Raw genomic sequence first — 24,134 nt, 5'->3', positions numbered from 1 at the left:
ACCACCGCTTTTCGCCTTACCGCCCGTTGCCGGACAGCTTATTTATCCAGCTTCGAGCTGAACTCGCGTTCGGTGTAACCGGTATACAGCTGACGCGGACGGGCAATTTTCATGCCTTCGTCGTGCATTTCTTTCCAGTGCGCGATCCAGCCAACGGTACGCGCCATGGCGAAAATCACGGTAAACATGGACGAAGGGATGCCCATGGCTTTCAGGATGATACCGGAGTAGAAATCCACGTTTGGATAGAGTTTGCGCTCGATGAAGTACGGGTCGTTCAGCGCAATGTGTTCCAGTTCCAGCGCTACTTCCAGCAGATCGTCTTTCATGCCCAGTTCGTTCAGCACTTCATGGCAGGTTTCACGCATAACGGTCGCGCGCGGGTCATAGTTTTTATAAACACGGTGACCAAAGCCCATCAGGCGGAAAGAGTCATTTTTGTCTTTGGCACGGCGCACAAACTCAGGAATGTGCTCGACGGTGCTGATCTCTTCCAGCATACGCAGACAGGCTTCGTTCGCGCCGCCGTGTGCGGGTCCCCACAGGGAGGCAATACCGGCCGCGATACAGGCAAACGGGTTAGCGCCTGACGAGCCAGCGGTACGTACGGTAGAGGTCGAGGCGTTCTGTTCATGATCGGCGTGCAGAATCAGAATGCGATCCATGGCGCGTTCAAGCACAGGGTTAACCTTGTATTCTTCACACGGTGTTGCAAACATCATGTGCAGGAAGTTACCGGCATAGGAGAGGTCGTTACGGGGATAGACGAACGGCTGACCGATTGAATACTTGTAACACATCGCTGCCATGGTAGGCATTTTCGACAGCAGACGGAAAGCGGCGATTTCACGGTGGCGCTCGATGTTTACATCCAGCGAATCGTGATAAAACGCAGCCAGTGCGCCGGTCACGCCGCACATCACCGCCATCGGGTGTGAATCACGACGGAAACCGTGGAACAGACGGGTAATCTGCTCATGAATCATCGTGTGGCGCGTAACCGTTTGTTTAAACTCTTCAAACTGGGCTTTCGTGGGGGCTTCACCATTTAACAGGATGTAGCACACTTCCAGGTAGTTAGAGTGGGTAGCCAGTTGGTCAATAGGGAAGCCGCGGTGAAGCAGAATGCCTTCATCACCATCGATAAAGGTGATTTTTGATTCGCAGGACGCTGTAGACGTGAAACCAGGATCGAAGGTAAACAGGCCGTTGGAACCCAGTTGACGGACATCGACGACATCCTGGCCCAGCGTGCCTTGCAGTACACCCAGTTCAATGGACGTTTCATCTGATAGGGTTAGCGTCACTTTTTTATCTGTCATTTTCGTCTCCATAGCGCCTTAGGCAGGTAAGGATCTTTCGACACCTGAAACGCGTGCATGTTGCAATTTGGCAGTACTTCACGGTGTCACTCTGCATTATAAGCAGTGAAGGGTACAGAGTGAGAGGCGCGTTCCACTGGAAATGTAAAGCCGTGACATGTGCATATCGCGGTTGTTAAAGATCCGGTCAGGACATAACTTCTTTGTAACCAATAACCTGATGGTATTTAAAGCGGTTACCGACAATGTTACATAACTTCAGCTTAGGAGAAAGTGTATCCCCATAACTTTTGTGCATCATAGGATTTTATCGGACTAGTTTGTAACTGAATTGTTGAACTATTGTCAAATCAGATAATTAAATTTGTATGAATTGTGAAAAGCGTGAGTGGGATCACTGTTTCATCGAAAATTCTCCAAAGAGTTTGTAGGGGAATTGTAATCAGAATGTGATCGTCCTATACTTCCGGCCAGGTCTCCGGAACACCCTGACACCAGGAGCCACCCAGCGTTTGTACCACGTCATTTAACACTGGATGTTGCTATTTTGGTGACGGATTAAGACTGAACCTTTTTTTCGGGTTTGGGCCTGTCTTCCGGAGGAAGCAAAATAAAAAAGAGCTGTGTGGGCAAAACCGTGAAAAAACAAAGACCTGTCAACTTGGATCTCTCGACGATCCGGTTTCCCGTTACTGCAATATCGTCCATTCTCCACCGTGTCTCCGGCGTCATCACTCTGGTTGCTCTCGGCATCCTGTTGTGGCTTCTCGGTCTTTCTCTCTCCTCTCCTGAAGGTTTTCAGCACGCGGCATCTATCATGAGCGGCTTCTTTGTGAAGTTTATCATGTGGGGCATTCTGACCGCGTTGGCCTATCATACGGTGGGCGGGATACGTCATATGTTAATGGATTTTGGTTATCTGGCGGAAACGCTCGAAGCAGGTAAGCGTTCTGCGCAGGTGACATTTGGTATTACTGTCGTGCTTTCAATCTTAGCAGGAGTCCTCGTATGGTAAGCAATGCATCCGCGTTGGGTCGCAATGGCATTCAGGACTGGCTGTTGCTGCGCGCGTCGGCAATCCTTATTACGCTTTACATCATCTACATGCTCGGTTTCGTGGTGATGACAGACACGCTGACGTATGACATCTGGCGTGGCTTCTTTGCCTCAGCATTTACAAAAGTGTTCACGCTCCTGACGCTGTTTTCGATCCTGATCCACGGCTGGATTGGTATGTGGCAGGTCTTAACGGACTACGTGAAATCGCTGGCGGCGCGTTTGCTGTTACAGCTGGTTATCGTGGTGGCACTGTTGTCATATGCAATTTATGGGTTTGTTGTGGTGTGGGGTGTGTAAATGAAGTTACCAGTCAGAGAATTTGATGCCGTGGTGATCGGCGCAGGTGGCGCGGGTATGCGCGCGGCACTGCAAATCTCCCAGTCGGGCCAGACGTGCGCCCTGCTGTCCAAAGTGTTCCCAACCCGTTCTCATACGGTATCCGCGCAGGGCGGTATTACCGTTGCGCTGGGCAATACCCATGACGATAACTGGGAATGGCATATGTATGACACCGTCAAAGGCTCCGACTATATCGGCGACCAGGACGCGATTGAATACATGTGCCACGTCGGTCCGGAAGCGATTCTGGAACTGGAACACATGGGCTTACCTTTCTCCCGTCTTGATGACGGCCGCGTTTATCAGCGTCCGTTTGGTGGTCAGTCAAAAAACTTCGGTGGTGAGCAGGCGGCGCGTACTGCCGCGGCAGCTGACCGTACTGGCCACGCCCTGCTGCATACGCTGTATCAGCAGAACCTGAAAAACAAAACCACCATCTTCTCCGAATGGTATGCACTGGATCTGGTCAAGAATGACGACGATGCGATTGTGGGTTGTACTGCTATCTGCATGGAAACCGGTGAAACCGTCTACTTCAAAGCCAAGGCGACCATTCTGGCGACCGGTGGTGCAGGACGTATCTATCAGTCGACGACCAATGCCCACATTAACACTGGCGACGGTGTTGGCATGGCGCTGCGCGCAGGTGTACCGGTGCAGGACATGGAAATGTGGCAGTTCCACCCAACCGGTATCGCAGGTGCGGGTGTGCTGGTCACCGAGGGCTGCCGCGGTGAAGGCGGCTATCTGCTGAACAAACACGGTGAGCGCTTCATGGAGCGCTATGCGCCAAACGCCAAAGACCTGGCAGGTCGTGACGTGGTGGCCCGTTCTATGATGGTGGAAATTCGTGAAGGCCGGGGCTGTGATGGTCCATGGGGCCCGCACATCAAGCTGAAACTTGACCATCTGGGTGCCGAAGTGCTGGAGTCACGTCTGCCAGGAATCCTGGAACTGTCCCGTACCTTTGCGCACGTTGACCCGATTAAAGAGCCGATTCCTGTTATCCCAACCTGTCACTACATGATGGGCGGCGTACCGACCAAAGTGACCGGCCAGGCGCTGCGCGTCAATGCGCAGGGCGAAGATGAAGTGATTCCGGGCCTGTTCGCTGTGGGTGAAATCGCCTGCGTATCTGTTCACGGCGCGAACCGTCTGGGCGGAAACTCACTGCTGGACCTGGTGGTCTTTGGTCGCGCGGCGGGTGTTCATCTGCTTGAATGTCTGGAAGAGCAGGGCGAACTGCGCGAAGCCAGTCAGGAAAACATCGATGCTGCCATGGCGCGCTTCAATCGCTGGGAGAACAACACCACGGGTGAAGATCCGGTTGAAATCCGTAAAGCGTTGCAACGCTGCATGCAGAACAACTTCTCGGTCTTCCGCGAAGGTGATGCCATGCGTGAAGGTCTTGAAGAGCTGAAAGTGATTCGTGAGCGCCTGAAGTCTGCGCGTCTGGATGACCGTTCACCCGACTTCAATACACAGCGTATCGAGTGCCTTGAGCTGGATAACCTGATGGAAACCGCCTATGCCACAGCGGTTGCGGCTAACTTCCGTACAGAAAGCCGTGGTGCACACAGCCGCTTCGACTATCCGGAACGTGATGATGCGAACTGGCTGTGCCATAGCCTCTATGTTCCGCAAACGGAAAGCATGACGCGCCGTGAGGTGAACATGCAACCGAAACTGCGTGCGGCCTTCCCGCCAAAAGCGCGTACCTACTAATTGCGGAGATCATCATGAGACTAGAATTTTCGATCTATCGTTATAACCCGGACGTCGATGATAAACCGCGCATGCAGGATTACAGCCTGGAAGCGGAAGATGGCCGTGACATGATGCTGCTGGACGCGTTGATCCGTTTAAAAGAAAAGGATCCTACGCTGGCTTTCCGTCGCTCGTGCCGTGAAGGCGTGTGCGGATCAGATGGCCTGAACATGAACGGTAAAAACGGCCTGGCCTGCATTACGCCGGTTTCCGCCTTAGGCAACGGTAAGCAGAAGATTGTGATTCGTCCTCTGCCTGGCCTGCCTGTGGTGCGCGACCTCGTGGTAGACATGAGTCAGTTTTATACTCAGTATGAGAAAATTAAGCCTTACTTGTTAAACAACGGTGAAAACCCACCTGCGCGTGAGCATCTGCAGACGCCAGGCGAGCGTGAGCATCTGGACGGCCTGTATGAGTGTATTCTCTGCGCCTGTTGCTCAACCTCATGCCCGTCGTTCTGGTGGAATCCCGATAAGTTCATCGGGCCTGCGGGTCTGCTGGCGGCATACCGCTTCATTATTGACAGTCGCGACACCGAAACCGATGCGCGTCTGGATAATCTGAGCGATGCATTCAGCGTGTTCCGCTGCCACAGCATCATGAACTGTGTCAGCGTGTGTCCTAAAGGTCTTAACCCCACGCGCGCCATCGGCCATATCAAGTCGATGCTGCTGCAACGCGGGGCATAGTGATACAGCCGGGAACCTCAGGTTCCCGGTGTTTTACGGAAGCCTCTTTAAACGCGGTTCCGACCACGTTTACAAAGGTTCCCTTACGGGCCGGGCGCGCGCTGCGCACAGTGCTCGTATCGCTGAACTCACTACGGCAAACCGCGAAAGCGGCAACAAATGAAACCTCAATAAAGCATAACATTGCTTAAGGGATCACAATGCAGAACAGCGCGATGAAGCCCTGGCTGGACTCCTCCTGGCTGGCCGGCGCGAATCAGTCTTACATAGAGCAACTCTATGAGGATTTCCTGACCGATCCTGACTCTGTGGATGCAGTGTGGCGCTCGATGTTCCAACAGTTACCAGGCACGGGAGTGAAACCCGAGCAGTTCCACTCCGCGACCCGCGAATATTTCCGTCGCCTGGCGAAAGACGCATCTCGTTACACCTCCTCAGTCACCGATCCGGCAACCAACTCCAAGCAAGTGAAAGTGCTGCAACTGATCAACGCGTTTCGTTTTCGCGGCCATCAGGAAGCAAACCTGGATCCGCTTGGCCTGTGGAAACAGGACCGTGTTGCCGATCTCGACCCTGCTTTTCACGATCTGACCGACGCCGATTTTCAGGAAAGCTTTAACGTAGGTTCTTTTGCTATTGGCAAAGAAACCATGAAGCTGGCCGATCTGTTCGAGGCGCTGAAGCAGACTTACTGTGGTTCGATTGGTGCAGAGTACATGCACATCAACAACACCGAAGAGAAACGCTGGATTCAGCAGCGTCTCGAATCCGGTGCTGGCCACTGTTCGTTCAGCGGTGAAGAGAAAAAAGGTTTCCTGAAAGAGCTGACTGCGGCAGAAGGCCTTGAAAAATATCTGGGCGCAAAATTCCCGGGTGCCAAACGCTTCTCGCTGGAAGGCGGTGATGCACTGGTGCCTATGCTGCGTGAGATGATTCGTCATGCAGGTAAAAGCGGCACCCGCGAAGTGGTGCTGGGGATGGCGCACCGTGGCCGTCTCAACGTCCTGATTAACGTGCTGGGTAAAAAGCCACAGGATCTGTTCGACGAGTTCTCAGGCAAACATAAAGAACACCTGGGCACTGGTGATGTGAAATATCACATGGGCTTCTCATCGGATATCGAAACCGAAGGCGGTCTGGTACACCTGGCGCTGGCCTTTAACCCGTCTCACCTGGAAATTGTCAGCCCGGTGGTCATGGGGTCGGTGCGTGCCCGTCTGGATCGTCTGGCTGAGCCGGTCAGCAACAAAGTGCTGCCCATCACTATTCACGGTGATGCGGCGGTCATTGGTCAGGGCGTGGTGCAGGAAACCCTGAACATGTCTCAGGCCCGCGGCTATGAAGTCGGTGGCACCGTGCGTATCGTGATCAACAACCAGGTGGGTTTCACCACCTCGAATCCGAAAGACGCGCGTTCTACACCGTACTGTACTGACATTGGTAAAATGGTGCTGGCACCGATTTTCCACGTCAATGCGGACGATCCGGAAGCGGTGGCCTTTGTGACCCGACTGGCGCTGGACTATCGCAATACCTTTAAACGCGATGTGTTTATCGATTTGGTGTGCTATCGCCGCCATGGTCACAACGAAGCGGATGAGCCAAGCGCCACGCAGCCGTTGATGTACCAGAAAATCAAAAAGCATCCCACCCCGCGTAAAATCTACGCCGATCGTCTGGAAAGCGAAGGTGTCGCGTCGCAGGAAGATGCCACCGAAATGGTCAATCTGTACCGTGATGCGCTGGATGCCGGCGAATGCGTGGTGCCAGAATGGCGTCCGATGAGCCTGCACTCCTTCACGTGGTCACCGTATCTGAATCACGAGTGGGATGAACCCTATCCGGCTCAGGTGGACATGAAGCGTCTGAAGGAGCTGGCGCTGCGTATCAGCCAGATCCCTGAAGAGATTGAAGTCCAGTCTCGCGTCGCCAAGATCTATAACGATCGTAAGCTGATGGCCGAAGGCGAGAAAGCGTTTGACTGGGGCGGGGCTGAAAATCTGGCGTACGCCACGCTGGTCGATGAAGGCATTCCGGTACGTTTGTCGGGTGAAGACTCCGGCCGTGGCACCTTCTTCCACCGTCATGCCGTGATCCACAATCAGACCAACGGTTCAACCTACACGCCACTACACCATATTCATAACAGTCAGGGTGAATTCAAAGTCTGGGACTCCGTCCTGTCTGAAGAAGCCGTGCTGGCCTTTGAATACGGTTATGCCACCGCAGAGCCGCGCGTGCTGACCATTTGGGAAGCGCAGTTCGGCGATTTTGCTAACGGTGCGCAGGTGGTGATTGACCAGTTCATCAGCTCCGGCGAGCAAAAATGGGGCCGTATGTGTGGCCTGGTGATGCTGCTGCCACACGGCTATGAAGGTCAGGGCCCTGAGCACTCCTCCGCCCGTCTGGAACGTTATCTGCAGCTCTGCGCTGAGCAGAACATGCAGGTCTGCGTACCCTCAACACCGGCTCAGGTTTACCACATGCTGCGTCGTCAGGCGCTGCGCGGTATGCGCCGTCCGCTGGTGGTGATGTCACCGAAGTCGCTGTTGCGTCATCCTCTGGCGATTTCCTCGCTGGATGAACTGGCAAACGGCAGCTTCCAGCCAGCGATTGGCGAAATTGACGATCTGGATCCGCAAGGCATCAAGCGCGTCGTGCTGTGCTCCGGTAAGGTCTACTACGATCTGCTGGAACAGCGTCGTAAAGACGAAAAAACCGATGTCGCTATCGTGCGTATCGAACAACTTTACCCGTTCCCGCATCAGGCGGTACAGGAAGCGTTAAAAGCGTATTCCCACGTACAGGATTTTGTCTGGTGTCAGGAAGAGCCACTGAACCAGGGTGCCTGGTACTGTAGCCAGCACCATTTCCGTGATGTGGTACCGTTTGGTGCAACGCTGCGTTATGCAGGTCGCCCGGCATCGGCTTCACCGGCCGTGGGTTATATGTCCGTACATCAACAACAGCAGCAAGACCTGGTTAATGACGCACTGAACGTCAATTAATTAAAAGGAAAGATAATGAGTAGCGTAGATATTCTCGTTCCCGACCTGCCTGAATCGGTTGCAGATGCCACAGTAGCAACCTGGCACAAGAAACCAGGCGATGCAGTCAGTCGCGATGAAGTCATCGTCGAAATTGAAACCGACAAAGTGGTTCTGGAAGTGCCGGCGTCTGCGGACGGCGTGCTGGAAGCCGTACTGGAAGAGGAAGGGGCAACCGTTACCTCTCGTCAGATTCTCGGCCGCCTGAAAGAAGGCAACAGCGCTGGCAAAGAAAGCAGTGCGAAAGTCGACAGCAACGAATCCACACCAGCCCAGCGTCAGACCGCTTCTCTGGAAGAAGAGAGCAACGATGCGCTGAGCCCGGCGATTCGTCGTCTGATTGCCGAACACAACCTTGATGCCTCACAGATCAAAGGCACCGGCGTGGGTGGACGTTTAACGCGCGAAGATGTTGAAAAACATCTGGCGAACAAACCGCAGGCAGACAAAGCCGCGGCACCGGCATCTGACGCGCAGCCTGCCCAGCAGCCTGTGGCTAACCGCAGCGAAAAACGTGTGCCAATGACGCGCCTGCGTAAGCGCGTGGCGGAACGTCTGCTGGAAGCCAAGAACAGCACCGCCATGTTGACAACCTTCAACGAAATCAACATGAAGCCGATTATGGATCTGCGTAAGCAGTACGGCGAAGCGTTCGAGAAGCGTCACGGTGTGCGTCTGGGCTTTATGTCGTTCTACATTAAAGCCGTGGTGGAAGCGCTGAAGCGTTACCCTGAAGTCAACGCCTCAATTGATGGCGAAGACGTGGTTTACCACAACTACTTTGATGTCAGCATCGCCGTTTCTACCCCACGCGGCCTGGTGACCCCTGTTCTGCGTGATGTGGATGCGCTGAGCATGGCTGACATCGAGAAGAAAATTAAAGAACTGGCAGTAAAAGGCCGTGACGGCAAGCTGACGGTTGACGACCTGACGGGCGGTAACTTCACCATCACCAACGGTGGTGTGTTTGGTTCACTGATGTCAACGCCAATCATCAACCCGCCACAGAGCGCAATCCTGGGCATGCACGCCATTAAAGATCGTCCTATGGCGGTGAATGGCCAGGTTGTGATCCTGCCAATGATGTACCTGGCGCTCTCTTATGATCACCGTTTGATCGATGGTCGTGAATCTGTCGGCTATCTGGTCGCAGTGAAAGAGATGCTGGAAGATCCGGCGCGTCTGCTGCTGGATGTCTGATTCATCACTGGGCACGCGCTGCGTGCCCAACCTCAATACTCTTTTCAGATCTGAATGGATAGAACATCATGAACTTACACGAATACCAGGCTAAACAGCTGTTTGCACGGTATGGCATGCCAGCACCGACCGGCTACGCCTGTACTACACCACGTGAAGCAGAAGAAGCGGCATCGAAAATCGGTGCAGGCCCGTGGGTAGTTAAATGTCAGGTTCATGCCGGTGGCCGCGGTAAAGCGGGCGGTGTGAAGGTAGTTAATAGTAAAGAAGACATCCGTGCTTTCGCTGAAAACTGGCTGGGTAAACGTCTGGTGACCTACCAAACTGACGCCAATGGCCAGCCGGTAAACCAGATTCTGGTTGAAGCGGCGACCGACATCGATCAGGAGCTGTATCTGGGTGCCGTAGTTGACCGTGCAACGCGTCGCGTGATCTTCATGGCGTCAACCGAAGGCGGCGTGGAAATCGAGAAAGTGGCGGAAGAAACCCCGCACCTGATCCACAAAATGGCGCTCGATCCGCTGACCGGTCCTCAGCCTTATCAGGGCCGTGAGCTGGCGTTCAAACTGGGCCTGACCGGCAAGCAAGTCAGCCAGTTCACCAAAATTTTCATGGGTCTGGCGACCATGTTCCTGGAACGTGACCTGGCGATGGTTGAGATCAACCCGCTGGTCATCACCAAACAGGGCGATCTGATCTGTCTGGATGGCAAACTGGGTGCTGATGGCAATGCCCTGTTCCGTCAGCCAGAGCTGCGTGAAATGCGCGATCCAAGCCAGGAAGACCCACGTGAAGCACACGCAACGCAGTGGGAACTGAACTATGTTGCGCTGGAAGGCAACATCGGTTGTATGGTTAACGGCGCAGGCCTGGCGATGGGCACCATGGACATCGTTAAGCACCACGGCGGTCAGCCAGCAAACTTCCTGGATGTCGGCGGCGGCGCGACCAAAGAGCGCGTAACGGAAGCCTTCAAAATCATCCTGTCTGACGATGCCGTGAAAGCGGTTTTCGTTAACATCTTCGGCGGCATCGTGCGTTGCGACCTGATCGCAGACGGCATCATCGGTGCAGTAGCAGAAGTGGGTGTGAACGTACCGGTTGTGGTACGTCTGGAAGGTAACAACGCTGAGCTGGGCGCTAAGAAACTGGCGGACAGTGGTCTGAACATCATTGCAGCAACCAGTCTGACAGACGCGGCACAGCGTGTTGTTGCTGCTGCGGAGGGTAAATAATGTCCATTTTGATCGACAAAAACACCAAAGTCATTTGCCAGGGTTTCACCGGCGGACAAGGGACGTTCCACTCTGAGCAGGCGCTGGCTTACGGCACGCAGCTGGTCGGCGGTGTGACGCCAGGCAAAGGCGGCACCACTCATCTGGGCCTGCCGGTGTTTAACACCGTGCGTGAAGCGGTTGAAGCCACTGGCGCAACGGCAACCGTCATCTACGTTCCGGCTCCGTTCTGTAAAGACGGTATCCTGGAAGCGATCGATGCCGGCATCAAGCTGATCATCACCATCACCGAAGGCATCCCGACGCTGGATATGCTGACCGTGAAAATGAAGCTGGATGAAGCGGGCGTTCGCATGATCGGGCCAAACTGCCCGGGTGTGATCACCCCAGGCGAATGTAAGATCGGTATCATGCCGGGCCACATTCATCAGCCAGGCCGCGTCGGTATCGTATCGCGTTCAGGTACGCTGACGTATGAAGCCGTTAAGCAGACTACCGATATCGGTTACGGCCAGTCTACCTGTGTTGGTATTGGTGGTGACCCGATCCCGGGTTCTAACTTCATCGACATCCTGAAAATGTTCCAGGACGATCCACAGACTGAAGCGATCGTCATGATCGGTGAAATCGGGGGCAGCGCGGAAGAAGAAGCGGCTGCCTTTATCAAAGATCACGTGACCAAGCCGATTGTGGGCTACATCGCAGGCGTGACCGCGCCGAAAGGCAAACGTATGGGCCATGCAGGCGCCATCATTGCCGGCGGTAAAGGTACGGCAGACGAGAAGTTTGCTGCACTGGAAGCGGCGGGCGTGAAAACCGTACGCAGCCTGGCTGACATCGGTGATGCTGTTAAAGCCGTTCTGCCAGCGAAGTAATCGCATCCACTGAAAAAGCCACCTTCGGGTGGCTTTTTTTATGGCTGGCAAAACATCGCCGCACAGCCACAAGGCCGGTCACGAACGTGGGTAGTGAAAAAAGAGCGCTGGCCGGACGGGCAGGGCGGATTGCAGGCAGGATGATTGCCTGTCACTTACTTAAAAAATACGCTGCCCTCAGGCCCGTTTTTTAGATATTGAATAAGAACGTGAAATAACCATTAAATTAATTTAAGTATTACCCCGTTTATTTGCTATGATGAATTCAGCTTGCCGCATCGTCGTCGCGGATCGTTAAGTTATTAAACAGGGATCAAAGTTAAATTTCTTTATAATTAAAAATTAATAAGAGACAATTTTTTAACAAAGAACGCTTAAGAACATATTTTTATCTTTGCTTCATTATTCCAGATCAACTTCCCCTTATATATAACAAACTTTACCGCTAGCAAAGCCTACCGTTAAGCGCTTAAATTGCGCTGCATCAATCCAGCCTTTTAAAAAAATAAACAAACGTTTGTTCAAATACGGGAAAGCATCAATTTTTATTTATCCCCCGTTAAGCGTTTGAACCACGCCGCTGCGTTGATGTTTAACCAGGTTAGATTAACCGCTACTCCCTCATCTCAGGCCGCACAGCGTTATGACCTGCCGATGATAAAACTGGAATCAATAATCAGTCGTTCCTGACGCTTATTCGGCCCACACGGCTCAGGCGTTCATGCGAGGAGCAAGGAGTTTTTATGCTAGATATCGTCGAACTGTCGCGTTTACAGTTTGCCTTGACGGCGATGTACCATTTTCTGTTTGTGCCATTAACGCTCGGTATGGCGTTTTTACTGGCCATCATGGAAACGGTATACGTCCTGAGTGGTAAACAAATCTATAAAGATATGACCAAGTTCTGGGGCAAGTTGTTTGGTATTAACTTTGCCCTGGGCGTGGCCACCGGACTGACAATGGAATTTCAGTTCGGCACCAACTGGTCTTATTATTCTCATTATGTTGGCGATATTTTTGGTGCGCCGCTCGCGATTGAAGGCTTAATGGCTTTCTTCCTGGAATCCACCTTTGTGGGCCTGTTCTTTTTCGGCTGGGATCGCCTGGGTAAAGTGCAGCATCTGGCGGTGACCTGGCTGGTCGCAATCGGTTCGAATATGTCGGCACTGTGGATTCTGGTAGCGAATGGCTGGATGCAAAACCCCATCGCCTCTGAGTTTAACTTTGAAACCATGCGCATGGAGATGGTGAGCTTCTCTGAGCTGGTATTAAACCCGGTTGCGCAGGTGAAATTCGTGCATACCGTGGCGGCAGGCTATACCACAGGAGCCATGTTTATTTTAGGCATCAGCGCCTGGTATTTACTGAAAGGCCGTGACATGGCGTTTGCAAAACGCTCTTTTGCCATCGCGGCCAGTTTCGGCATGGCGGCGGTGCTGTCGGTGATTGTGCTGGGTGACGAATCCGGTTACGAGATGGGCGACGTACAGAAAACCAAGCTGGCCGCTATTGAAGCGGAATGGGAAACCCAACCGGCACCGGCCGCCTTTACGCTCTTTGGCGTGCCCGATCAGTCAGCACAGCACAACAAGTATGCGATCCAGATCCCTTATCTCCTAGGGCTCATTGCCACGCGGTCGACCGATACGCCGGTGACCGGACTAAAAGAACTGCTGGCGCAACACGAAGTGCGAATTCGTAACGGTATGAAGGCTTACGCGCTGCTGGATGAACTGCGACAGGGCAATACCGATCCGGCCGTCCGCGATGCCTTTAACCACAGCAAAAAAGACCTGGGTTATGGCCTGCTGTTAAAACGCTATACCGCGAACGTGTCGGATGCCAGTGAAGCGCAGATTAAACAGGCCACGCAGGATTCGATTCCTCGCGTCGCACCGCTCTACTTTGCGTTCCGTATCATGGTGCTTTGCGGCGTGCTGCTGCTCGGCGTCATTGCACTGTCATTCTGGAGTGTGATTCGAAATCGCATTGGTCAACAGCGCTGGTTACTCAAAGCCGCACTGTACGGCATTCCGCTGCCGTGGATTGCGGTAGAAGCGGGCTGGTTTGTGGCGGAGTACGGTCGTCAGCCCTGGGCGATTGGGGAAGTCCTGCCCACCGCGATTGCGAACTCCACGCTGACCGTGGGCGATGTCCTGTTCTCAATGATACTGATCTGCGGACTGTATACCCTGTTTCTGGTGGCCGAGATGTACCTGATGTTTAAGTTCGCGCGTCTGGGGCCTAGCAGCCTGAAAACAGGGCGCTATCACCATGAACAGATCGTTAAAAACGCTCAGCCGGTGCGTGGATAAGGAGAAGCCCCATGTTTGATTATGAAGTTCTGCGCTTTGTCTGGTGGCTGCTAATCGGCATTCTGCTGGTGGGCTTTGCCGTCACCGATGGTTTCGATATGGGCGTCGGGATGCTGACGCGCGTATTAGGCCGGACCGATACCGAGCGTCGTGTGATGATCAATTCTATCGCGCCGCACTGGGACGGCAATCAGGTCTGGTTGATCACCGCCGGTGGCGCACTGTTTGCCGCCTGGCCGATGGTGTACGCCGCCGCGTTTTCCGGCTTCTACGTGGCGATGATTCTGGTGCTGGCCTCGTTGTACTTCCGTCCGGTAGGCTTTGACTATCGCTCAAAAATCGAAGATACACGCTGGCGCGGTGCCTGGGACTGGGGCATTTTTATCGGCAGCTTTGTCCCGCCACTGGTGATCGGCGTCGCCTTTGGCAATCTGCTGCAGGGCGTGCCTTTTCATGCCGACGAGTACATGCGGCTGTATTACACCGGAAACTTTTTCCAGCTGCTGAACCCCTTTGCACTGCTGGCCGGTGTGGTGAGCGTTGCCATGATACTGACGCAGGGTGCGACCTATCTGCAAATGCGCACCACGGGCGAACTGCACCTGCGTTCACGCATCACGGCGCAGATTGCCGCGCTGGTGATGATGGCGTGTTTCGCGCTGGCTGGCGTCTGGGTAAGGTACGGTATTGACGGCTATGTGGTGACCAGCACGCTTGATCACTTCGCTGCTTCTAATCCCCTGGGGAAAACCGTGGTGCGCGAAGCGGGGGCCTGGATGGTGAATTTCCAGCAGCATCCTGTGTTGTGGTTATTCCCGCTTCTGGGCGTGGTGTTGCCCTTACTGACCGTAATGTGTTCGCGCGGAGAGAAGGGCGGCTGGGCGTTTCTCTGCTCATCGCTGACGCTGGCCTGCGTCATCATGACCGCCGGCATCGCGATGTTTCCGTTCATTATGCCGTCCAGTACCGTTCCCGGCACCAGCCTGACCATGTGGGACGCCACCTCCAGTTTGCTGACGCTGGAAATAATGACCTTCGCGGCGATAATTTTTGTGCCGGTTATTCTGCTCTATACCAGTTGGTGTTACTGGAAGATGTTTGGTCGTATCACTAAAGAACATGTTGAGCGCAACAGTAACGCACTCTATTGATAAAGGAGACGACATATGTGGTATTTTGCCTGGATTCTCGGCACCCTGCTGGCCTGTGCCTTTGGCATCATCACCGCGCTGGCGATAGAACATATCGAAGACAGCGCCGACGCGGAACGCCAGTCGTAATGCGCACAGGCATTCAGACAGGTTATCGCCTGATGGATAAGGGCCCGCTCCGGGCCCTTTCTCTGATACTCGCCTTATGGCTGGCCGGCTGCCTGTTATGGGACCCCGCGCGCTATGCAACCCGCCCGGAAGGCATCCTGCTATGGCAGGGCATCGTACTGATTTGGGCGGTCTGCACGGGGTTATTCACGGCAGCGGATTCCGTCCGCGCCGTTTACGCTGGCGTGCGTTCTTTGCGCCATTGCCCGCCTTACTGGTACTCTTCTGGGCGCTGAGTCATTTTTATCGCTGACGACCTGTCACCCTTCACCCCAGGCGCGTGAGTTTACTTCAGCGTCTGGTCAAGAAACCTCCATTAATGACGTCCGGTTGTAACCAACTGATAATTATTTTCTCCTGGCTCTGACAGCCCATTCCCAACCCTAATTGTCTTGCGTATAGTAGCAACGTTTAAAACGAGGCCGGGATGTAGAGTGAGTACAACGCTGTTTCGCTGGCCGGTTCGGGTCTACTATGAAGATACCGATGCCGGTGGTGTGGTTTATCACGCCAGCTATATCGCTTTTTATGAACGAGCACGTACCGAAATGCTGCGTCAGCACCATTTCAATCAGCAGGCGCTGTTAGAACAGCAGGTTGCTTTTGTGGTACGGCGCATGACGGTGGACTATCTTTCGGCGGCACGTCTTGATGACCTTCTGGAGATCCAGAGCGAAGTGACATCAATGACGCGGGCGACGATGACATTCTCCCAGCGTATCGTGAACGCAGAAGGCAAAGTGCTCAATGAGGCAGAGGTCCTGATTGCCTGCATCAACCCACACCTAATGAAGCCGATTGCGCTTCCCAAGTCTATTGTCGCGGAGTTCAAGCAGTGACTGACATGAACGTTCTTGATTTGTTCCTGAAGGCGAGCCTTCTGGTCAAACTTATCATGTTGATTTTGATCGGCTTTTCGATTGCCTCCTGGGCAATCATCATCCAGCGCACGCGAATTCTGAATGCGGCGGGAAGGGAAGCTGAAGCCTTTGAAGACAAATTCTGGTCCGGCGTTGAACTGTCTCGCCTCTATCAGGAAAGTCAGGGACGTCGTGAAGAGCTGGCGGGTGCCGAGCAAATCTTCTACGCCGGCTTCAAAGAGTTTGCCCGTTTACATCGCGCGAATAATCATGCGCCTGAAGCGGCTGTTGAAGGCGCGAGCAGGGCCATGCGCATTTCCATGAATCGCGAACTCGAAGCGCTGGAAACCCACATTCCTTTCCTGGGCACGGTTGGCTCAATCAGTCCTTATATCGGTCTGTTTGGTACGGTCTGGGGGATTATGCATGCGTTTATTGCCCTGGGGGCGGTCAAACAGGCCACCCTGCAGATGGTGGCACCGGGGATTGCAGAAGCATTGATCGCGACCGCGATCGGTCTGTTTGCTGCGATTCCTGCCGTAATGGCGTACAACCGACTGAACCAGCGCGTCAATAAACTGGAGCAGGGCTACGACAACTTTATGGAAGAGTTTACGGCTATCCTGCATCGTCAGGCTTTCTCCAGCGACAGCGCTAAGTAAACAGAGGTAAATGATGGCCCGAGTGCGTGGTCGCGGTCGCCGCGAGCTAAAGTCGGAAATTAACATCGTTCCACTGCTGGACGTTTTGCTGGTGCTGCTGCTGATCTTTATGGCAACGGCCCCCATCATCACGCAAAGCGTGGAAGTGGATTTGCCCGATGCAACAGATTCTAAGACGGTTTCCAGTGATGATAACCCACCCGTGATTGTTGAAGTGTCCGGCGTGGGACAATACAGCATGGTCGTCGATCACGATCGTTTGCCGCAGTTGCCGCCAGAACAGGTGATTAGCGAAGCGCAACGTCGTCTGGAAGCCAATCCGAAAACCGTCTTTTTGATCGGTGGTGCCAAAGAGGTACCTTATGATGAAATCATCAAGGCGCTGAACCTGCTGCATCAGGCAGGGGTTAAATCTGTCGGTTTGATGACGCAGCCGATTTAAAGTCGAACCGTTTTTGGGAACCGAGTGTGTCGAAGGCAACCGAGCAAAACGAAAAGTTAAAGCGCGCGATAATCATTTCGGTGATTCTGCATATCGTGCTGATCGCCCTGCTGATATGGAGCTCGTTTAATGAGCACATTGAGGCCAGCGGCGGCGGTGGCGGTAGCGATATAGAAGCGGTCATGGTCGATCCTGGTGCGGTGGTTGAACAGTATAACCGTCAGCAGAATCAGCAAAGCGACAGTCAGCGTGCGGAGCAGCAGCGCCAGAAACAGGCCCAGCAGCAGGCCGAAGAGCTTCAGCAGAAACAAGCGGCTGAACAGCAGCGGCTGAAAGAGCTGGAAAAAGAGCGACTGCAGGCACAGGAAGACGCGAAACAGCAGGCGAAAGCGCAGGCTGAACAGCAGAAGGCCGCCGAAGCCGCAGCGAAACAGGCCGAGGCGCAACAGAAAGCCGCCGAAGCGGCCGCGGCGAAAGCCAAAGCCGATGCAAAAGCGGAAGCGGATGCACAGGCGAAAGCCGCGGCAGACGCAAAGATGAAGGCGCAGGAAGAGGCGAAGAAGGCCGCAGCAGAGGCGAAGAAGCAGGCTGAGCAAGAGGCGAAAGCCGCAGCCGCAGAAGCGAAGAAGCAGGCCGAGCAGCAGGCGAAAGCTGAGGCTGCCGAAGCCGCAAAACAAGCTAAGGCCGAAGCGGCGAAACAGGCTAAAGCGGAAGCCGCGAAAGAAGCGAAAGCGGCTGAAGCCAAAGCCGCAGCGGAAGCGAAAGCCGCAGCCGCCCAGGAAGCGAAAGAGAAAGCAGCAGCCGCAGCGAAAGAAAAGGCCGCCAAAGAAAAAGCGGACGCCGCCGCCAAAGCGAAAGCGGAGGCTGCTGCCAAAGCAAAAGCGGATGCGAAGGCAAAAGCCGAGGCGAAAGCGAAAGCGGCCGCTGATGCCGCCAATGACAGCGACGTCGATGACCTGCTGGGCGGCTTAGCGTCCGGTAAGAATGCACCGAAAAGCGGCGCGTCGGGTGGAGCAGCAGGGCAGGGTAATCAGAAGAAGGCGGGTGCTTCTGGCGCAGATGTGAATGCGTATCTTGGGCAGATCACCAGCGCAATTCAGAGCCGTTTCTACGATGCGGACCTGTATAGCGGCAAAAGCTGTGACTTACGTATTAAACTTGCTCCTGATGGCATGCTGATTGATGTTAAATCAGAAGGCGGCGATCCGGCGCTGTGCCAGGCCGCTATCGCGGCGGCGAAGCAGGCACATATTCCGAAACCGCCTTCACAAGCGGTGTACGAAGTGTTTAAAAACGCCCCGATGCGTTTCAGACCGCAATAATGCAGTAACCTGCGGCAGGTTGATCTATGGTTAGCTTGCCGTACTCTAGTTGTACTCGTGGTTTTCAGGAACAGTGCCAATTATCGCGGACTCAGGTTCAGATAAGGGAGATAAAATGAAGCAAGCTCTTCGCGTAACGTTAGGCTTTTTTATCCTGCTGTGGGCAGCGGTGCTGCATGCAGAGGTTCGCATTGAAATCACCCAGGGCGTCAACAGCGCGCGCCCTATCGGTGTGGTTCCGTTTAAATGGTCTGGCCCAGGCGCGGCACCGGAAGATATCGGTGGTATCGTCGCAGCTGACCTGCGTAACAGCGGTAAATTTAACCCGCTTGATCGTTCACGTCTGCCGCAGCAGCCGACCAGTGCTCAGGAAGTGCAGCCTGCTGCATGGAGCGCACTGGGTATTGATGCCGTGGTTGTTGGACAGATTCAGCCGAATGCTGATGGCAGCTATCAGGTGTCCTACCAGCTGGTAGATACCGCAGGTGCGCCAGGTACCGTGCTGGCGCAAAACTCCTATAAAATTACGAAACAGTGGCTGCGCTATGCGGCGCACACCGTCAGTGATGAGGCGTTCCAGAAACTGACCGGCATTAAAGGGGCGTTCCGCACCCGTATCGCCTATGTGGTACAGACCAACGGCGGTCAGTTCCCGTATGAACTGCGCGTTGCCGATTACGACGGTTACAACCAGTTTGTCGTGCACCGTTCACCGCAACCGCTGATGTCGCCTGCCTGGTCGCCCGATGGCAGCAAACTGGCATATGTAACCTTTGAAAGCGGCAAGTCAGCGCTGGTGATTCAGACCTTGTCTAACGGCTCTGTCCGTCAGGTCGCTTCATTCCCGCGTCACAATGGTGCGCCAGCCTTCTCACCGGACGGCACCAAGCTGGCCTTCGCCCTGTCTAAAACCGGTAGTCTGAATCTCTATGTTATGGACCTGGCCTCCGGGCAGATTCGTCAGATTACAGATGGTCGCTATAACAGCACTGAACCAACCTGGTTCCCGGACAGCCAGACGCTGGCGTATACCTCTGACCAGGCCGGTGCGCCGCAGATCTACAAAATCAGCATCAATGGTGGTGCATCACAGCGCATTACCTGGGAAGGCGCTCAGAACCAGGATGCGGATGTAGCCAGTGATGGAAAATCAATGGTGATGATTAGCACCAGTGGCGGTGCTCAACACGTCGCCAAACAGGATCTGGTAACGGGAGCCGTTCAAACGTTAACGGACACGTTCCTGGATGAAACGCCGAGCCTGGCTCCAAACGGCACCATGGTAATCTACAGCTCGACTCAGGGCATGGGTTCTGTGTTGCAGTTGGTTTCAACCGACGGTCGTTTCAAAGCGCGTCTTCCGGCAACTGATGGACAGGTCAAATTTCCTGCCTGGTCGCCGTACCTGTAATGTCTGAGCTTTCTGACATTACAAAAAAATAAACAATAATGGGAATTTTCAAATGCAACTGAACAAAGTACTGAAGGGTTTAATGCTGGCTCTGCCAATCATGGCAGTTGCGGCGTGTAGCTCACACAAAAATAACAACAACGACCAGTCTGGCGCAGGTGCTGACGGCGCTTACGGTGCTAACTCTGGTATGAACAACGGCAACATGTCTTCTGATGAGCAGGCGCGTCTGCAGATGCAACAGCTGCAACAGAACAACATCGTTTACTTCGGTCTGGACAAATACGATGTTCAGCCTGACTACGCTCAGATGCTGGATCAGCACGCTAACTTCCTGCGTAGCAACCCGTCTTACAAAGTGACCATTGAAGGTCATGCGGATGAGCGCGGTACGCCAGAGTACAACATCGCCCTGGGCGAGCGTCGTGCTAACGCCGTTAAGATGTACCTGCAAGGTAAAGGTGTGTCTGCGGATCAGATGTCTATCGTATCTTACGGTAAAGAGAAACCAGCTGTTCTGGGCCACGACGAAGCGGCTTACGCTAAAAACCGTCGTGCCGTACTGGTCTACTAAGAGAATCACATGGTTAGTAACTTCAGACATCACCTGTTGAGTCTGTCGTTACTGATTGGCGTAGCGGCCCCCTGGGCCGCTCATGCCCAAGCGTCAATCAGTAGCGTTGGCTCCGGCTCGGTCGAAGACCGTGTCACCAGTCTCGAAAGAATCTCCAATGCCCAGGCACAGCTGATGCAGCAACTGCAGCAGCAGATGAGTGATAACCAGCGGGATATCGACTCATTGCGTGGGGAAATCCAGCAAAATACCTATCAGCTGAATCAGGTTATTGAGCGCCAGAAGCAGATCTATCAACAGATCGACAGTCTGAGCAGCAATAACAGCAGCAATGCCAGTCAGCCTGCCGCGGGTGCCGGTGACAATACGGCTGCGGGCGCTGCGACAGCGGGCAACGATGCAGGTGCGGCCGCGGCCGGCAGCAGTGCGCCTGTTCAGAGTGGCGATGCTAACAGCGATTACAATGCTGCTGTTGCGCTCATTCTGGAGAAAAAACAGTACGATCAGGCCATCACTGCGCTGCAGGCGTGGGTGAAGCGTTACCCGGACTCGACGTATCAGCCGAATGCCAATTACTGGCTGGGGCAGCTGTTTTATAACAAAGGTAAAAAAGACGACGCAGCGTATTATTACGCCACGGTGGTGAAGCAGTATCCAAAATCCCCCAAGGCGGCTGAAGCGTTGTTTAAGGTTGGCGTGATCATGCAAGAGAAAAACGACACGGCAAAAGCCAAAGCCGTTTATCAGCAGGTGATCAAACTTTACCCGAACACCGAATCAGCTAAGCAGGCACAAAAACGCTTGTCTGGTATGTAATTTGTGCAGGTTTGACCGGATATCGATGGATTTCTGGTCTTGCCGCATGAAAGGTAGGCAATTGAACCCCTTAACAGAAAATAAGGGTTGCGCTACCTCGGTAAATCAGTAATATATGCCGCCGTTGCCGGGACACATTGCAAATGTGTCTGGCAAGCCTGAAGATGGGTCGTTAGCTCAGTTGGTAGAGCAGTTGACTTTTAATCAATTGGTCGCAGGTTCGAATCCTGCACGACCCACCATCTCCCGCAGGACGCTGTTCCCCAAGAGAACCTTCAGTATTGCTTCACAACCATTAAGATGGGTCGTTAGCTCAGTTGGTAGAGCAGTTGACTTTTAATCAATTGGTCGCAGGTTCGAATCCTGCACGACCCACCATCTTATTCTCAGGCAGCATGCATACATGTGTTTGAGCGGTTGTAAGCCCCGAGCGGGTCGTTAGCTCAGTTGGTAGAGCAGTTGACTTTTAATCAATTGGTCGCAGGTTCGAATCCTGCACGACCCACCAATACAGAAAAGCGCGCCCAACGGGCGCGCTTTTCGTTTATGGAGCAGTACAGTCAAGCGTGCATGATGAGAGCCTGCAGCAGGTTCGACTGAATCGCGGTGCGATTCAGGCTGATGCGTCAGCATCACCCGCAGGGCGAGGCCCACGGGGCCGAAGGCCATCCTGCACGACCCACCAATACAGAAAAGCGCGCCCACGGGCGCGTTTTTCGTTTATGGGGCATTACAGTCAAGCGTGCATGATGAGAACCTGCAGCAGGTTCGACTGAATCGCGGTGCGATTCAGGCTGATGCGTCAGCATCCACCCGCAGGGCGAGGCCCACGGGCCCGCAAAATCTGTCGTACTCCCGTCAGGGCCCAACACCCTGCGTCCGCACTGTTCCTGTCCGGCAGCGTGCCGTTGAACGGGCGTCACGCAGGCGGATCTTAATCATCTGCCATAAAAAAAGCGCCCGACAGGCGCTTATAGGGCGTAATACGTCAGCCGGATTAGCGTGCGGCTGTCTGACCGGGTTCCAGGCTAAACTGTTTGACCAGCGTTTCAAGTCGGCGCGCCTGATCTTCCAGCGCGGTAGCTGAAAGGGCAGAGGCAGAGACCAGCGAGGCGTTTTGCTGGGTGGTGCTGTCCAGTTCTGAGACCGCACGCGCAATCTGCTCAATGCCACGGCTTTGCTCATCCGAGGCAGAAGAGATCTCACCCACGATATCATTCACACGGGAAATCGCCTGAACCACCTGTCCCATTCTCTCGCCCGCGCGCGCAACGCGGTTATTGCCTTCCGCGATTTGACTGACCGATGCGCTGATCAGCTGATCGATATCCTTCGCCGCCTGCGCACTGCGCTGCGAAAGGTTACGTACTTCGCTGGCGACGACCGCAAACCCCCGGCCATGCTCGCCAGCGCGTGCCGCTTCCACGGCGGCATTCAGAGCCAGGATATTGGTCTGGAAAGCAATACTGTCGATAACGGCCGTGATCTCGGCGATTTTCTTCGAGCTGGCAGAAATATCGCCCATGGTTTGCACGACTTCCGTGACGGCGGCACCGCCTTGCTCCGCCGTTTTAGACGCTTCAGCAGCAATCTGGCTGGCGTGGCGCGCGTTATCTGCGTTGTGCTTCACCGTAACGGTTAACTGTTCCATGCTGGCAGCCGTCTGCACCACGGCGGCGGACTGCTGTTCTGTGCGGGACGAGAGCGTGTGGTTGTCGCTGTTAATACTGCTCGCCGCCTGCGACAGCGTGAGCACGCTGTCGCGGACCTCCAGAATCATTGTCCGCAGACGCTGATTCATCGCGCCCATCGCGCCAGCCAGTTTGCCCAGCTCATCACGGCCCGCCGGTTTGATATCGGCGCTTAAATCGCCCTTAGCAATGCGCTCCGCCAGCCATAAATTCTTTCTGACGGGATGAGTAATCTGTCGGCCAATCAGCCAGGCAATCAACATGCCCAGCAGCACAGCAAGGCCAACCGTCGACAGCGTCAGGTTAACAGAACTCCTGGTCAGGTCGCTGTTTTCTACCTTCATCTGCTGCAGAAGCGTTTTGAGGATAGCACTGCTCTTATCGCCATCGACCTTCACCGCGTTCTCCGCCTGACTGAGGGCCAGAAAGCCTGCTGCGTAACGTTCACTGAGTTGCTTAACCTCAAGGGTTGCATTCCACAGCGCGTTGAGCTGCGCCTGAGCATCGGGAGGTAATTGCGGTAGCAGGGTGGTGAGGGCGGTCTGGATGGCGTTGACCTGCGGTGTGAGCTGAGACTGAATCGCGCTGGCATGAGCGGGATCATAACGGAGTAACTGAAGCTGATCGCGCAACTGGCTGATTGCAAGCAGTTGCTGAAACAGTGCACTGGCATCGGTCATCTGGGTTTTAATCAACGCTTCGTACAGCGTTGACTGGCTCTGCATGTTGCGCTGATCGAGCTGCTTACCCGTTTCTGCCAGAGACTGCATGGCCTGGGTCATTGCGCTGATGCTGGCCTGAAAGTGGCTGAGCTGGCTGGCGATATCCTGGAGCTGTGTTTCCTCCTCGGGCAGCCATCGGTACTGTTGGGCATCATGCGTCAGCTGAGCGGCATGGGCGATATAATCCGCCATCACTTTCCCCGCTTTCTCATCGCCATACAGCAGTTTCAGCCGGTTAACCTTAGCCTGAAACACGTCAATATTTATGTCGTAAATCAGGTTGCTCTGTTCATAAACGTCATGGATAGTTTTAAAACGCGCGATGCTTACCGCGCCCGATCCCACCACCAACAGCAAAACGAGTCCAAATCCTAAACTGAGTTTGTGCGAAATTTTTGTATTTTCTAACCGCAACCCCATGACCTCTGCCTCCTGCCCATGTCAACGATGTTAAGCCAAATTGGTTA

Annotated in this window: 20 protein-coding genes, 3 tRNA genes, 1 other RNA gene and 1 pseudogene; 23 read left to right on the top strand and 2 right to left on the bottom strand. The window is 54.2% G+C overall.

The features are described from left to right. Window positions 1-38: 38 nt before the first annotated feature. Window positions 39-1,322 (bottom strand): citrate synthase, encoded by a 1,284-nt coding sequence (locus RAC65_RS07440; RefSeq protein WP_006118451.1) that lies wholly within the window; start codon window positions 1,320-1,322, stop codon window positions 39-41. Window positions 1,323-1,947: 625 nt separating this feature from the next. On the opposite strand from RAC65_RS07440, the gene sdhC reads away from it, so the two are divergent. From sdhC to RAC65_RS07325, 23 genes and pseudogenes are all read left to right on the top strand, one after another. After that, entirely contained in the window at window positions 1,948-2,337 is a 390-nt protein-coding gene (gene sdhC, locus RAC65_RS07435; protein WP_033739345.1) for a succinate dehydrogenase cytochrome b556 subunit, read from the top strand. Beyond that, a complete protein-coding gene (gene sdhD, locus RAC65_RS07430) occupies window positions 2,331-2,678 on the top strand; it encodes a succinate dehydrogenase membrane anchor subunit (protein ID WP_006118453.1) in 348 nt (115 codons plus the stop codon). The genes sdhC and sdhD overlap by 7 nt, the downstream gene beginning before the upstream one ends. Further along, the gene (sdhA, locus tag RAC65_RS07425; protein ID WP_006118454.1) at window positions 2,679-4,445 is read left to right on the top strand and encodes a succinate dehydrogenase flavoprotein subunit; all 1,767 of its coding nucleotides are present in this window, start codon (window positions 2,679-2,681) and stop codon (window positions 4,443-4,445) included. Between the two features lie 14 nt (window positions 4,446-4,459). Next, window positions 4,460-5,176 (top strand): succinate dehydrogenase iron-sulfur subunit, encoded by a 717-nt coding sequence (locus RAC65_RS07420; RefSeq protein ID WP_058701095.1) that lies wholly within the window; start codon window positions 4,460-4,462, stop codon window positions 5,174-5,176. A gap of 200 nt (window positions 5,177-5,376) precedes the next feature. Continuing rightward, a complete protein-coding gene (gene sucA / locus RAC65_RS07415) occupies window positions 5,377-8,184 on the top strand; it encodes a 2-oxoglutarate dehydrogenase E1 component (protein ID WP_006118456.1) in 2,808 nt (935 codons plus the stop codon). Window positions 8,185-8,199: 15 nt separating this feature from the next. Next, window positions 8,200-9,423, top strand: a complete 1,224-nt coding sequence (gene odhB / locus RAC65_RS07410) for a 2-oxoglutarate dehydrogenase complex dihydrolipoyllysine-residue succinyltransferase (protein WP_006118457.1) — start codon at window positions 8,200-8,202, stop codon at window positions 9,421-9,423. Window positions 9,424-9,491: 68 nt separating this feature from the next. Beyond that, window positions 9,492-10,658 (top strand): ADP-forming succinate--CoA ligase subunit beta, encoded by a 1,167-nt coding sequence (gene sucC, locus RAC65_RS07405; RefSeq protein WP_006118458.1) that lies wholly within the window; start codon window positions 9,492-9,494, stop codon window positions 10,656-10,658. After that, window positions 10,658-11,533, top strand: a complete 876-nt coding sequence (gene sucD / locus RAC65_RS07400) for a succinate--CoA ligase subunit alpha (RefSeq protein WP_058701094.1) — start codon at window positions 10,658-10,660, stop codon at window positions 11,531-11,533. Before sucC ends, sucD begins: the two co-directional genes overlap by 1 nt. 743 nt (window positions 11,534-12,276) lie before the next feature. Next, window positions 12,277-13,848 carry a cytochrome ubiquinol oxidase subunit I gene (gene cydA, locus RAC65_RS07395; protein ID WP_006118460.1) on the top strand — a complete coding sequence of 524 codons (1,572 nt, stop codon included), beginning with the start codon at window positions 12,277-12,279 and terminating at the stop codon, window positions 13,846-13,848. 11 nt (window positions 13,849-13,859) lie between these two features. Further along, window positions 13,860-14,999: a cytochrome d ubiquinol oxidase subunit II gene (gene cydB / locus RAC65_RS07390; RefSeq protein WP_058701092.1), complete on the top strand. Its 1,140-nt coding sequence runs from the start codon at window positions 13,860-13,862 to the stop codon at window positions 14,997-14,999. Between the two features lie 15 nt (window positions 15,000-15,014). Continuing rightward, a complete protein-coding gene (gene cydX / locus RAC65_RS07385; protein WP_006118462.1) occupies window positions 15,015-15,128 on the top strand; it encodes a cytochrome bd-I oxidase subunit CydX in 114 nt (37 codons plus the stop codon). Next, window positions 15,128-15,420 (top strand): annotated as a pseudogene (gene ybgE / locus RAC65_RS07380) (cyd operon protein YbgE). The gene cydX and the pseudogene ybgE overlap by 1 nt, the downstream one beginning before the upstream one ends. Window positions 15,421-15,601: 181 nt before the next feature. Then, window positions 15,602-16,006, top strand: coding sequence for a tol-pal system-associated acyl-CoA thioesterase (gene ybgC, locus RAC65_RS07375; protein ID WP_006118464.1), 405 nt, complete (start codon window positions 15,602-15,604; stop codon window positions 16,004-16,006). Next, window positions 16,003-16,689 (top strand): Tol-Pal system protein TolQ, encoded by a 687-nt coding sequence (gene tolQ / locus RAC65_RS07370; RefSeq protein ID WP_033739349.1) that lies wholly within the window; start codon window positions 16,003-16,005, stop codon window positions 16,687-16,689. Before ybgC ends, tolQ begins: the two co-directional genes overlap by 4 nt. A gap of 13 nt (window positions 16,690-16,702) precedes the next feature. Further along, window positions 16,703-17,131: a colicin uptake protein TolR gene (tolR, locus tag RAC65_RS07365; protein WP_006118466.1), complete on the top strand. Its 429-nt coding sequence runs from the start codon at window positions 16,703-16,705 to the stop codon at window positions 17,129-17,131. A gap of 26 nt (window positions 17,132-17,157) precedes the next feature. Continuing rightward, on the top strand, window positions 17,158-18,453 hold the full coding sequence (gene tolA / locus RAC65_RS07360) for a cell envelope integrity protein TolA (RefSeq protein WP_006118467.1): 1,296 nt from the start codon (window positions 17,158-17,160) through the stop codon (window positions 18,451-18,453). Between the two features lie 115 nt (window positions 18,454-18,568). Then, a complete protein-coding gene (gene tolB, locus RAC65_RS07355; protein WP_033739351.1) occupies window positions 18,569-19,864 on the top strand; it encodes a Tol-Pal system beta propeller repeat protein TolB in 1,296 nt (431 codons plus the stop codon). A 52-nt stretch (window positions 19,865-19,916) separates the two neighbouring features. After that, window positions 19,917-20,438 (top strand): peptidoglycan-associated lipoprotein Pal, encoded by a 522-nt coding sequence (pal, locus tag RAC65_RS07350; protein ID WP_006118469.1) that lies wholly within the window; start codon window positions 19,917-19,919, stop codon window positions 20,436-20,438. Window positions 20,439-20,447: 9 nt separating this feature from the next. Then, on the top strand, window positions 20,448-21,254 hold the full coding sequence (cpoB, locus tag RAC65_RS07345; protein ID WP_058701091.1) for a cell division protein CpoB: 807 nt from the start codon (window positions 20,448-20,450) through the stop codon (window positions 21,252-21,254). A gap of 166 nt (window positions 21,255-21,420) precedes the next feature. Then, a tRNA-Lys gene (locus tag RAC65_RS07340) sits at window positions 21,421-21,496 on the top strand. A 60-nt stretch (window positions 21,497-21,556) separates the two neighbouring features. Further along, window positions 21,557-21,632 (top strand) — tRNA-Lys (locus RAC65_RS07335). A gap of 54 nt (window positions 21,633-21,686) precedes the next feature. Next, window positions 21,687-21,762, top strand: a tRNA-Lys gene (locus RAC65_RS07330). Between the two features lie 44 nt (window positions 21,763-21,806). Then, window positions 21,807-21,939: non-coding RNA, RtT sRNA (locus tag RAC65_RS07325), on the top strand. Window positions 21,940-22,251: 312 nt separating this feature from the next. Here the strand turns inward: RAC65_RS07325 and RAC65_RS07320 are convergent. After that, window positions 22,252-24,087: a methyl-accepting chemotaxis protein gene (locus RAC65_RS07320; RefSeq protein WP_058701090.1), complete on the bottom strand. Its 1,836-nt coding sequence runs from the start codon at window positions 24,085-24,087 to the stop codon at window positions 22,252-22,254. Window positions 24,088-24,134 lie beyond the last annotated feature (47 nt).

The organism is Pantoea sp. BS_8 (assembly GCF_041954965.1).
GTDB classification, from domain to species: domain Bacteria; phylum Pseudomonadota; class Gammaproteobacteria; order Enterobacterales; family Enterobacteriaceae; genus Pantoea; species Pantoea stewartii.
This window is presented reverse-complemented; position numbering and strand designations above follow the sequence as displayed.

Bases quoted from the DNA above. Each gene is read 5' to 3' on its own strand.
- odhB (WP_006118457.1), top strand. From the start codon at position 8,200: ATGAGTAGCGTAGATATTCTCGTTCCCGACCTGCCTGAATCGGTTGCA.
- pal (WP_006118469.1), top strand. From the start codon at position 19,917: ATGCAACTGAACAAAGTACTGAAGGGTTTAATGCTGGCTCTGCCAATC.
- sucD (WP_058701094.1), top strand. From the start codon at position 10,658: ATGTCCATTTTGATCGACAAAAACACCAAAGTCATTTGCCAGGGTTTC.
- cydA (WP_006118460.1), top strand. From the start codon at position 12,277: ATGCTAGATATCGTCGAACTGTCGCGTTTACAGTTTGCCTTGACGGCG.
- cpoB (WP_058701091.1), top strand. From the start codon at position 20,448: ATGGTTAGTAACTTCAGACATCACCTGTTGAGTCTGTCGTTACTGATT.
- cydB (WP_058701092.1), top strand. From the start codon at position 13,860: ATGTTTGATTATGAAGTTCTGCGCTTTGTCTGGTGGCTGCTAATCGGC.
- sdhD (WP_006118453.1), top strand. From the start codon at position 2,331: ATGGTAAGCAATGCATCCGCGTTGGGTCGCAATGGCATTCAGGACTGG.
- sucC (WP_006118458.1), top strand. From the start codon at position 9,492: ATGAACTTACACGAATACCAGGCTAAACAGCTGTTTGCACGGTATGGC.
- RAC65_RS07440 (WP_006118451.1), bottom strand. From the start codon at position 1,322: ATGACAGATAAAAAAGTGACGCTAACCCTATCAGATGAAACGTCCATT.
- RAC65_RS07320 (WP_058701090.1), bottom strand. From the start codon at position 24,087: ATGGGGTTGCGGTTAGAAAATACAAAAATTTCGCACAAACTCAGTTTA.
- tolB (WP_033739351.1), top strand. From the start codon at position 18,569: ATGAAGCAAGCTCTTCGCGTAACGTTAGGCTTTTTTATCCTGCTGTGG.
- cydX (WP_006118462.1), top strand. From the start codon at position 15,015: ATGTGGTATTTTGCCTGGATTCTCGGCACCCTGCTGGCCTGTGCCTTT.
- RAC65_RS07420 (WP_058701095.1), top strand. From the start codon at position 4,460: ATGAGACTAGAATTTTCGATCTATCGTTATAACCCGGACGTCGATGAT.
- tolR (WP_006118466.1), top strand. From the start codon at position 16,703: ATGGCCCGAGTGCGTGGTCGCGGTCGCCGCGAGCTAAAGTCGGAAATT.
- sucA (WP_006118456.1), top strand. From the start codon at position 5,377: ATGCAGAACAGCGCGATGAAGCCCTGGCTGGACTCCTCCTGGCTGGCC.
- sdhA (WP_006118454.1), top strand. From the start codon at position 2,679: ATGAAGTTACCAGTCAGAGAATTTGATGCCGTGGTGATCGGCGCAGGT.